A 10,671-nucleotide genomic window follows, 5' to 3' on the forward strand; every position below is an offset into this window, starting at 1 on the left:
GGCCCCTGCTCTGTTCATGTGTCGGAATTTTTGACAGGCTCCGGGGCCGGTAAGGAATCGCTAACCAGCGTCTGCCGCCGAAATCCGCGATGGCCGCAAATTGGCACGCGGCTTGTATAGTATAAGTCGTTCCCGAGTGTTCCGCTCAATGGAGCGGTGGGGGACATCGGTCTGGTCCCTGATGTCCCCTGCCCCCACTCTGGAAATCCCCACTTGCCCCCGATGCAAACGGGGGGCGGAGCGGCCGAAAGGCCCCGCCCCCCGGATGCTTTTTGCACCATCCTCGATTATCCAGGCTTGGAACGGTGGCAATCGACCGATTGCGGACGTTTGAGGCTCAGACTTGATCTGTCTGATTAGCCAACAGCTCCAACTGGTCACATGCTTTACGTAAGGAAGCATCGGAAATCTGCGCCGCACGGAGCATGACACTGTCGAGTATGTCCGTAGCTAAATCGGGATCTCCGGAGCGTGAGGCAAAATCCGCAATACCTCCGAGAATGTCAGCACCCCAGATTTGTTGCAGGCGCCGTGTGCCAAGTAGCTCCCAAGCTTTCTCATATTGAGCAATGGCGCCTCGATAATCTGATCGGTTCAATCCGAGGTAATCACCTTCAGAGAGAAAATGGCCCAAAGCTTCCCACTTTTCGGGGCCAAGATCTTCCCTCATTCGAGCGCATTCATCGTTTGGATTTGGGTTAGACATGGCGCCTTTTTACTGTGCAAGACAGATGTGCGCTACCACCCCATTTGCGCCGTCGTTCGCCGAAAGGGTGCGGTGACAGCAATCAACCGGTTGCAGACGTAGGCGGTGTGGCGGGGCCAAGGCTCACGCATAGGTTTAACGTAAGCGGTGCCCAAGACCCTGGGCGCGGTCAGCTTTCGCCTCTGGTCCCCTTGCGGGGCTCCTCTTCCCCCCGCCACAATGTCACATTTAGCGCGATTGCCGCCCGCCTCCCACCCCGTTTTCGCCGTTCGGTTCATTTCGGAAGGACATGGCCGCTAGCGACCGGTTGCGGTCGTTCTTAATCCCTCTAAGTTTGTTGGATGCGAATCCTCTTTATTTCGTTGTGCATGTTGCTTCCTGCATGCAGTCCATCGGCCATCAAATCTGCCGATTGTGCGAACTTCCCTGTTCTCGGAAATCAAACCATCAGCAAAATTTATGATCTTCCAGATGCCGATCAAACGCTGCCCTCGATAATTTCTGCAAAGCAGGCGATTGGAAGATGCTATCCTAAGATGTCCCATGAAATGGCGATTTACGAGCTGAACCAGAAGGATGTTAAGGCGGACGAGACCGACAATAGCTATATACTGACATATTGGCTCGCCGGAGTGTCGGACGTTGCAATTGCATTCCGGGTAGATCGCAGTGGCCATGTCATTGAGGCGTTTGAGTATAGCACGATGTAGGTAGAGCGATCAGAGCCCGCTCACCGCAATATTGGCGGACGGCGACGTCCGCTTCCCACACCTAAGCCGACAAACAAAAAGCCCGCCGACGCCTACGCGCCGACGGGCTTCTGTTATCGATCCGCGCCGCTCTTATTCGGCGCGCGCCGGAATTCCCGTCACGAGCGCGTGAAGCTCGCCGGCTTCCCACATCTCCATCATGATGTCGCTGCCGCCGACGAACTCGCCCTTCACATAAAGCTGGGGGATCGTCGGCCAGTCGGAGAATTCCTTGATCCCTTGGCGGACTTCCATGTCCTGCAGCACGTCGACGGTGTCATATTCAATACCGAGACGGTCGAGCATCGCGATCGCGCGCGATGAAAAGCCGCACTGCGGAAACAGCGGCGTGCCCTTCATGAAAAGCAGCACGGGGTGATCGGCGACCAGCTTGGCAATGCGGTCGCCAATGGTCTGCTGAGGGATGGCGGGGTCGCTCATGTCATGTCTCCGGTGGCGCGGCGCGCCGAAAAAAATTGCGTCTAGCCCTTATGAAGGAACGGCAGTGGTCAATTGCAAGGCATGAAGTTCACCGCCCATGCGCCCGCCGAGCGCCGCGTAGACCGCCTTGTGCTGCGCGACCCGGGTCAGACCGCGAAAAGATTCGCTGACGACATGCGCCGCATAATGGTCGTTGTCGCCCGCCAGATCGGTGATCGTGACGACGGCGTCCGGAAACGCCGCCGCGATCATCGCCTTCAGATCGTCTTCGCGCATGCCCATCGCTGCGGCCTCAGCCCTGGCTGTCCATGAACTGACGGCGCGCCTCGGCGGTCTTGTCGTTCAGCACCGAACGAATCTCCGCGTCGCTGATTTCGACCTGCGCGGCGGTCAGGTCGCCCGCGAGCTTGCGGATGACATCCTCGTCGCCGGCTTCCTCGAAATCGGCCTGTACGACCGCCTTCGCATAGGCGTCGGTTTCCTCGGGGGTCAGGCCCATGCGCTCGGCGGCCCATTCGCCGACAAGCCGGTTGCGACGCGCGGTGATGCGGAACTGCACTTCCTGGTCGCGCGCGAATTTCGTTTCAAAGGCCCGTTCACGATCGTCGAAAGCGCTCATCATCATCCTCGCTGAAATAGGTTCTAGGTCCAGATAGGTCGGCGGGCCAAACCACGCAAGGCAAGTGTGCCGCAGATCACTTCCCTTTTTCATACGATGGGTTTAGGGGTTGCGGCGACGGGAATGGGTCGTACCGCAGCATCGAAGACTGCGCCTTGCCGCCACCATCGCTGGCACGGTGCCTTCAAGCTTGGCTTTGGGGGATTGGTAATGACCGCTCGACGTCCGCAATTTATGCCGATTCTGGCAGCGCTGGCGCTATCCTTGCCCGGCGCCGCGTCGGCGCAGACCAGCGATCCAACGCTGCGCGACAGCTTTTCGATTGGCGATCAGGGCGGCGCGCTGTGCGAGGTGCAGGCGACTGTTCGCGATTCTGTGATCAAGGGCATGTTCGACCGCGCCTGGCTGATCGTCTGCCGCGATGCGAGCCAACCCGTCGGCTATGTCCGCATGCTGCGCACGACCGCAGACGATGCCCGCGCAAGGATTGAGGCTGGCCGCAGCGGCACGATCAGTTGCACTGGTCGCGACTCCTGCACGGTCAAGGACAGCAATGTCGGCTGGACGACGCAGATCGAGGCCGATGGCAATACCGCCTACGCCGTCGAAGGCTTCACCGCCTATGGCGACGCTCTGACCATCGCGCTTGAATCGATCCGCCAGAAAAAGGTCGTGCCCGGCAAGATCAACGTCGCGACCACCTCGGTCGGCGGCGGTGACGGGTTCGCCCGCACGCTCGCCGGGACCATCGACGTCGATAAAGCGCTGGCCGAGGGATACCGCCGCAACCACAGCGGCGACTATGCCGAGGCCGCCGAATTTTTCGAGGCGCTCTCGCGCCGCACCGAAGGCGAAGCGTCCGCGGCCGACATCGACCCCACCGAATTCACGCTGAACCGCGCCCTCCAGCGCTCGAACCTTGGCGAGTTCGCCGAGGCCGACCGGCTGTTCGGCGAAGTCGAGGCAATCCCGACCAGCGACCCGGTCCAGCTGCGCCTGCGCCGCAACTTCCGCGCCATCCACGCGCTCAACCAGCGCGATTACGACGGCGCGGCGGCGCTGCTCCAGACGCCGATCCCGCCGCTCACCAATGCGGTCGCAGTCAGCGGCGACGCGGTGACACTGACGCCCGAGATCGTTGCGGGGGTCAACAGCGGCGCCAATGCGCGCGCGGTGCGCCAGACCGGCGACCGCGAGCGGCTGACCCCGCTCGAGCGCGCCCAGATCATCGATGCGCAGGCCGTCCACCTGCTCGGCACCGTCGAGCGGCTGCGCGGCAATGCGCAGGCGGCAAAGGCCGCCCAGCTCAAGGGCCTCACCGATGCGCTCGCGGTGCGCGAGGGCCGCGTGACCTCAATCGTCCGCCTGCGCTCGCAGATGCTCGGCGAACTGGCGCTGGCCGAAGAGGCGCTGGGCGACAATGGCGCCGCCGACGCGCGCTTCCAGGAATCGATCAACGCGCTCGCGATCGAATATCCCGAAACCAACGCGCTCGCTTCGGCGCGGGCGCGCTATGCCTCCTTCCTCACCCGCCATGGCGAGGACGACAAGGCGCTTGTCATCTATCACGATGTGGTGACGGCACTCGCGAACTCGCAGCGCTCGACCACCGGCATGGCGAACATGATGGCGCCCTATTACCGGTTGCTCGCCGCGCGCTCGGCGACCGACGCCAAGGCGGCCGGCGAATTCTTTGTCGCCAGCCAGCTTCAGGTTCGCCCGGGCGTTGCCGATACCCAGGCCGTCCTCGCACGCGAGCTGTCGGCGGGCAGCAACGAGGGCGCACGCCTGTTCCGTCAGGCGACGACGCTGAACCGCGACGTCGAACGCGCGCGCATCGAGGATGCCCGCCTCGCGCAGTTGCCGGTGACCCCCGAGGTCAACGCGCTACGCGCCGACCTCAAGACCCAGCTCGACAATCTGTCGTTCCAGCAGGCCGAGACCGTCGCCAAGCTGTCGGCCTTCCCGCAATATCGCGTCGTTGCGCCGGGCAAGCTCGACCTTGCCGAGCTGCAGCAGGCACTGCGTCCCGACGAAGCCTATTTGAAAATGCTCGTCGTCGGCGATGCCGTCTATGGCATGCTGATCGGACAGGGCGACACACAGCTCTGGCGCAGCGACATCAGCGCGCAGGGGCTGGAAAATGCGGTCGATACGATCCGTTCGACCATCTCGATCGTCGAGAATGGCAAGCGCGTCACCTATCCTTTCGATGCGGTCACCGCACGCAAGCTTTACACACAGCTTTTCGCGCCAGTCGCCGACCGGCTACCCGCGATCCAGCACCTGATCTTTGAACCCGACGGCGCGATGCTGCGGCTGCCGATCAACCTGCTGATCACGTCGGACGCCGGGCTTGCCGACTATGAGCAGCGGATCAATGACCCCAACGCCGATGCCTTCGATATGCGGAACATCGCCTGGCTCGGCCGGTCGACGCGGCCCAGCACCGCGGTGTCGGCGCTGTCGTTCCGCAACGCGCGGCAGGCTGCACCGTCGAGCGCCGCGCGCGAATATTTCGGGCTTGGCGAGAATCTGCCGGTTCGCGGCGGCATTCTGCCCTCGCTCGGAACGCGTGGCGCCGCGGGAGGCAGCGTCGACGGCAGCTGCCAGTGGGACGTCAGCCAGTGGAGCCGCCCGATCTCCGCCTCCGAACTCGTCACGGCCAGCAGCACGATGGATCGCGGCGCAACGACGCTGCTGACCCGCGGTGCCTTTACCGACACGGCGGTCAAGGAACGCGGCGACCTTTCGGATTACCGCATCATCCACTTCGCCACGCACGGGCTCGTCACCGCGCCGCGGCCGTCATGCCCTGCACGCCCCGCGCTTGTCACCTCGTTCGGCGATAAGGATTCGGATGGTCTGCTGACCTTCCAGGAAATCTTCGATCTCAAGATCAACGCCGATCTGGTCATCCTGTCGGCGTGCGACACCGCGGGCGCGGCAACGGTCGCGGCGACGCGCGAAGCGGGTGTCGCGAGCGGCGGCGGCAACGCGCTCGACGGGCTGGTTCGCAGCTTCATCGGTGCCGGCGGACGGTCGGTGATCGCAAGCCATTGGCCGGCGCCTGACGATTTCGATGCGACCAAGCGACTGATCGGCGGGCTGTTCGCGGCGCAACAGGGCGAGAGCATCGCCGACGCGCTGTGGGCGAGTGAAAAGCAACTGATGGACGACAAGCGGACGTCGCACCCCTATTATTGGGCAGGGTTCGCAATCATCGGCGACGGCGGTCAGGCGCTGCTTCACGGCAACACCGCGACGGCGCAAAAGGGGGACGCGGGGCACTCGGCCCTCTGATCTGATGGCAAGCGAGGCGATCGAAACACCGGCGGCGGAGGGGCCGCCAGCCGCGGTTCCGCTGCGCAAGCGTGTCCGGCGGCTGATCATGCAGCTCGGCCCGTCGCGCATGGCAGCGACGATCCTGTTCCTGATCATCGCGACGCTGTTCGCGCGGCTGAGCTGGCAGATGCCGCTGATCGGCGATGCCGAACGCGCGCTCTACGATGCGCGCGCGACGCTGATGGCGCCGCATGTCGGACAGGACAAGCGCATCGTCATGGTCACCTATGACGACGAAACCCTGTTCAACACCGGCATCCGGTCGCCGCTCGACCGCACCTATCTGGCGAATGCGCTGGCCAATCTCGACGAGATGGGCCCGAACGCGATCGGCATCGATATCGTCTTCGACTCGCCGCGCCCCGACGACGCCCTGCTGAAGGCACAGCTCCGCGCCATGAAGACGCCGACCTGGCTTGCCTATGCCGAGCATGAGAGCAATCCGAACACGATCTTCTACGAACAGCAGAAATATCTCGAATCCTATCTCGCCGAAGTCACGACGGCGAGGACGAGACCGACGAGCGTATTGTTCCGGACCGACAGTGACGGCGTGATCCGCAATTGGCCCGACAGGCCGAAAAATCTGCCGCCGCTGATGGCGAACGCGCTCGCGCCGGTCGATGCCGCGCACGCCAATTACCAGGGCAATATCCGCTTTCTCGCGCCGGCGCGCGTAGCCAAGGGTCAGGAAGAGGAAGTATTCTCCAAAATCCCGATCGACACTTTCGCTGCCCCTATGGATGCCGATACCCGCGCCGCCTTTTCAGAGATGATCAAGGGACGCTACGTTCTGATCGGCGGCAACATCATCGACAACGACCAGTTCAATACGCCCTTCAGTCGCTTCACCGATCAGGTTACCGACCAACACGAGACGATGATCGGGCTGGAGGTTCACGCGCACATGCTGGCGCAGCAGCTCGACAGAGCCTGGTCGAACCCGCTTCCCGGCCCGGCGTTGTGGGTGCTCGCGGTGCTTGTCGTGCTGGCCGGCGGGCTTACCAGCCTCATCGATGTGCGTGCGCGCTGGGTTGCGATCGCCTTCCTCGGCCAGATGGCCTTTTTCGTCGCCTTCCCTTTCTGGCTGCAGGGGCATGGGGTCGACACCACCACCCTTCCCGCCTTCGGCTGGGCGGTCGGCTGGCTGTTCGGCTACGCCGCCGTCGGCACCGCCGCGCGCACGATCGGGGCGCGTCAGCGTGCCTTCGCGCAATCGGCGCTCGGCAAATATCTGCCGGCCGACGTTGCGGCGCAGATCATGCGCGACCCCGATCAACTCTCGCTGCACGGCGAACGGCGCAACATCTTCTGTGTCTTCACCGACCTTGAGGGTTTCACGAAGCTCAGCCACGCGACGACCCCGGAAACCGTCGCGCGCCTGCTCAACGAATATCTCGACCGCCTGTCCGACGTCGTGCTCGAACATGGCGGCACGATCGACAAGTTCGTCGGCGACGCGATCGTTGCCTTCTGGGGCGCGCCGCTCAGCCGCCCCGACGACGGGCAGCGCGCCGCCGCCGCCGCCATCGCGATGAACGAAGTCGGCGAACAGTTCCGCATCGATCTGGCGGCCGAGGATGTGCCGCCGATCGGCATGACGCGCGTCGGCCTGCACGTCGGGGACGCGATCGTCGGCAATTTCGGGGGCGAGGATCGCATCCAGTATACCGCGCTCGGCGACAGCATGAACACCGCCTCGCGGCTGGAATCGGCGAACAAGAGCCTGAAGACCGGCGTGCTCATCTCCGCCGAGGCCGCCGCGCGCGCCGGGCGCGACGATCTGATGCCGATGGGCCGCGTGACCCTGCGCGGCCGCGCGCAGCCGGTCGATGCCTTCACGGTGCGGCCCGACCTGACGCCCGAGCAGCGCGCGCGCATCGCCGAACTGGTTACCGCGCACGGCGCGGGAAATAAAAAGACCTATGTGACCGCCGCCACAGCGCTGGCCCGAGACTTTAGTCAGGATCCAGCCATAATGTTCCTGATAGAACGCCTGAACGAGACCGAAAGTGGAGAAAGCTATGTCCTTTCCTGATATCTCGATGCGCCGCCTCGGCCTGACGGCAGCTGCCGCCATCGCTGTCGTCGCCTTCGCCGGCACCGCCGCCGCCCAGTCGATGGTCGTCCGCTCGACCGGACCGTCCGCAGGCAAATATCCGACCGGAACCAAGCTCAAGTCGACCGACAAGCTGACGCTCGCCGCGGGCGACAAGATCGTGCTGATGCAGGCAGGCAAGACGCGCACCCTGTCGGGCCCGGGCACGTTCGGCGCCACCGGCCAGATCCAGGCCAACCAGAATATGGGCGCCACGGTCACCCGGATGCTTTCGACCGGCCCGACCATGCGCTCGCGTGGCGGGTTCAGCCGCGGCCCGAACGATCCGGCGCCAATCTATGCCCGCGCGCCCAATCTGTGGCTGCTCGACTATCGCGAAGGCGGCACCTTCTGCGTTGTCGATCCCGCAACGTTGTTGCTGTGGCGTCCCAACATGGACACCGACGAGTTGCTCAGCATCGAACATGGCGGAAAAACCGAAAAGGTCGCGCTGGTGGAGCTCTCGAATTTCCGGAAATGGCCGACCGACCTGATGCCCGTCGAATATGGCACCGATTATCGCCTGTCAGGCGCAGGGCTTGCGGCGCCGGTTACCGTCCGCTTCACCAAGATGGACGCGATCCCCGACACGGTTGAGGGATCGGTCGACCTGTTGATGGCCAAGGGCTGCGGCCCGCAGCTCAACCGGCTCGTCGATGCGATGTCGGAAAGCGAGACATCGGGTGGTTAACGGCGCAGGGCGGCATTGAACCCGCCCTGCCCATCTGATAACAGTTGCAAAAGACTGCCAAAGAAGCAGCAAAGTCCTTTCCTTGGGTCGAAAATTCGCCACTGCCGGTAAACGGCGGGGCATGATGAATTGGTGCGTCCGCGCGATAGCGGATGCACAGACACACAAGGGGTGGTGATGGTCGGTTTTGGGGATTTGGACGCAGGCGGAATCGCGCATAAAGAGCGCGGCGTAGTCCGCAAGGCATTGGCCTGCTCGACGGCTGTTCTGGCCCTGTCGCTGCCGGTGGTTGCCCAGGCGCAGATCGCGCCGTCGGTGCCCACCCGCGAGGAAATTCAACGTCCCACCCTGCCGCCGTCGGCGCCGCCCGGCGAACAGGTGGTATCTGCCGACGACAGTATCGAGCGCGCACCCTGCCCGCTCGCCAATCCCGAATTTTCCAATGTCCGCGTCACCGTGCGCGACGTCCAGTTCTCGCCGGTCGAGGGGATCGACACCTCGATGCTTGGCGCAAGCTGGCGTGACAAGGTCGGGCAGGATCTGCCCATCGCGGTGGTCTGCGACATTCGCGACCGCGCCGCTACGATGCTGCGTGCCAAAGGCTATCTCGCCGCCGTGCGCGTGCCGCCGCAGACGATCGACGGCGGCGTCATCAAGCTCGACATATTGTCGGCACGCATGTCGCGGATCGAGGTGCGCGGCGATGCCGGCGCGAACGAGAAGCTGCTGCAGCGCTATCTGTCGCGGCTCGACGATCAGCCGGTCTTCAACATCACCGAGGCCGAGCGCTATCTGCTGCTCGCGCGCGACATTCCCGGCCTCGACGCCCGCCTGACGCTGCGCCCCGGCGCGGTTCCGGGCGAGGTGGTCGGCGAGGTCACGGTGGCGCGCACGCCTGCGATCTTCGACTTCAGCGCGCAGAATTTCGGATCGCGCGACGTCGGCCGCTGGGGCGGCATCGCCCGCGCCCGCGTCGCCGGCCTGACCGGCATGGGCGACCTCACCACGGTCAGCTTCTATTCGACCCCCGATTTCGACGAGCAGAATGTCGTGCAGGCCGCGCATGAATTCCGTGTCGGCGGTGAAGGACTGCGCTTCGGCGCCAGTTACACTTACGCCTGGACGCGCCCGGACATCGCCAATTTCCCGATCAAGTCGAACACCCAGATCATCAGCCTCTTCACCTCCTATCCGCTGGTGCTGACGCAGGCCCGGCGCGTGACGATCGGCGGCGGGCTCGACATCATCGATCAGGACATCAAGCTCGCCACCATCCCGATCAACCGTGACCGCGTTCGCGTGTTCAACCTGCGCGCCGACGCGGCATGGGTCGATCCCGCTTCGATCGCGGGCAAGGGCGGCTACAGCCCCTCCGAACCGCGCTGGTCGCTCGGCGCCTCGATCGAAGCGCGGCAGGGCGTGAATTTCCTCGGCGCGAGCGGCGATTGCGGTCCCGGAGGCGCGACCTGCTTCCTGCCGGGCGCGGCCCCGCTGACGCGCATCGAGGCCAAGCCCGACGCCTTTCTGCTTCGCGCCAGTGCGCAGGCCGAATGGCGGCCCACCAAGACGTTCACGCTGGCGGTATCGCCGCGCGCGCAATGGGCAAGCGATCCGTTGGTCGCCTATGAGGAGTTTTCGGGCGGCAACTTTACCGTCGGACGCGGCTTCGACCCCGGCACGGTGATCGGCGACAGCGGCGTCGCCGTATCGACCGAGGCCCGTTATGGCTCGTTCGTTCCAGCCAATACCGCCAGCTTCGCGTTCCAGCCCTTCGCCTTCTTCGATGCAGCGTGGGTGTGGAACAAGGACAGCGCCTTCAACGGCCTCAATCCGCAGAAACTCTATTCGGCGGGTGGCGGCGTCCGGGTCGCTTATGGCGATGTCGGACGGCTCGACATGACGCTGGCCGTGCCGCTCAACAAGGGCGGCTTCCTGCCCGCCAAGCCCGATCCGCGTTTCTTGGTGTCGTTCACCACCCAGTTCGGCGTGAAGGCGCGCTGACCCATGACTTCTGCAGCAAGG

Annotated in this window: 9 protein-coding genes; 5 read left to right on the forward strand and 4 right to left on the reverse strand. The window is 64.1% G+C overall.

Annotated features, from left to right (window positions below; all coding sequences use genetic code 11):
- Positions 1-337: 337 nt before the first annotated feature.
- Entirely contained in the window at positions 338-670 is a 333-nt protein-coding gene (locus ACQY80_RS01605; RefSeq protein WP_428682974.1) for a hypothetical protein, read from the reverse strand.
- A 377-nt stretch (positions 671-1,047) separates the two neighbouring features.
- On the opposite strand from ACQY80_RS01605, the gene ACQY80_RS01610 reads away from it, so the two are divergent.
- Complete coding sequence (locus tag ACQY80_RS01610; RefSeq protein WP_428682976.1) at positions 1,048-1,416, forward strand: hypothetical protein; 369 nt, start codon at positions 1,048-1,050, stop codon at positions 1,414-1,416.
- A 132-nt stretch (positions 1,417-1,548) separates the two neighbouring features.
- Here the strand turns inward: ACQY80_RS01610 and grxD are convergent, their stop codons facing one another.
- From grxD to ACQY80_RS01625, 3 genes are read right to left on the reverse strand one after another with little or no spacing between them, the layout of a single operon-like run.
- Entirely contained in the window at positions 1,549-1,896 is a 348-nt protein-coding gene (grxD, locus tag ACQY80_RS01615; RefSeq protein WP_428682978.1) for a Grx4 family monothiol glutaredoxin, read from the reverse strand.
- A gap of 48 nt (positions 1,897-1,944) precedes the next feature.
- Positions 1,945-2,178, reverse strand: coding sequence for a BolA/IbaG family iron-sulfur metabolism protein (locus tag ACQY80_RS01620; protein ID WP_428682980.1), 234 nt, complete (start codon positions 2,176-2,178; stop codon positions 1,945-1,947).
- A gap of 10 nt (positions 2,179-2,188) precedes the next feature.
- Positions 2,189-2,515 (reverse strand): DUF1476 domain-containing protein, encoded by a 327-nt coding sequence (locus ACQY80_RS01625; RefSeq protein ID WP_428682982.1) that lies wholly within the window; start codon positions 2,513-2,515, stop codon positions 2,189-2,191.
- A gap of 210 nt (positions 2,516-2,725) precedes the next feature.
- Here ACQY80_RS01625 and ACQY80_RS01630 point away from each other — a divergent pair, with 210 nt between their 5' ends.
- The 4 genes from ACQY80_RS01630 to ACQY80_RS01645 all read left to right on the forward strand — a co-directional run bounded on the left by ACQY80_RS01630 (position 2,726) and on the right by ACQY80_RS01645 (position 10,650).
- Positions 2,726-5,818 carry a CHAT domain-containing protein gene (locus tag ACQY80_RS01630; RefSeq protein ID WP_428682984.1) on the forward strand — a complete coding sequence of 1,031 codons (3,093 nt, stop codon included), beginning with the start codon at positions 2,726-2,728 and terminating at the stop codon, positions 5,816-5,818.
- 4 nt (positions 5,819-5,822) lie between these two features.
- Positions 5,823-7,898 (forward strand): CHASE2 domain-containing protein, encoded by a 2,076-nt coding sequence (locus tag ACQY80_RS01635; RefSeq protein WP_428682986.1) that lies wholly within the window; start codon positions 5,823-5,825, stop codon positions 7,896-7,898.
- Entirely contained in the window at positions 7,885-8,649 is a 765-nt protein-coding gene (locus tag ACQY80_RS01640; RefSeq protein ID WP_428682988.1) for a hypothetical protein, read from the forward strand. The genes ACQY80_RS01635 and ACQY80_RS01640 overlap by 14 nt, the downstream gene beginning before the upstream one ends.
- 177 nt (positions 8,650-8,826) lie before the next feature.
- The gene (locus ACQY80_RS01645; protein ID WP_428682990.1) at positions 8,827-10,650 is read left to right on the forward strand and encodes a ShlB/FhaC/HecB family hemolysin secretion/activation protein; all 1,824 of its coding nucleotides are present in this window, start codon (positions 8,827-8,829) and stop codon (positions 10,648-10,650) included.
- Positions 10,651-10,671 lie beyond the last annotated feature (21 nt).

It is taken from the genome of Sphingopyxis sp. (assembly GCF_965279755.1).
In the GTDB taxonomy this organism is placed as follows: domain Bacteria; phylum Pseudomonadota; class Alphaproteobacteria; order Sphingomonadales; family Sphingomonadaceae; genus Sphingopyxis.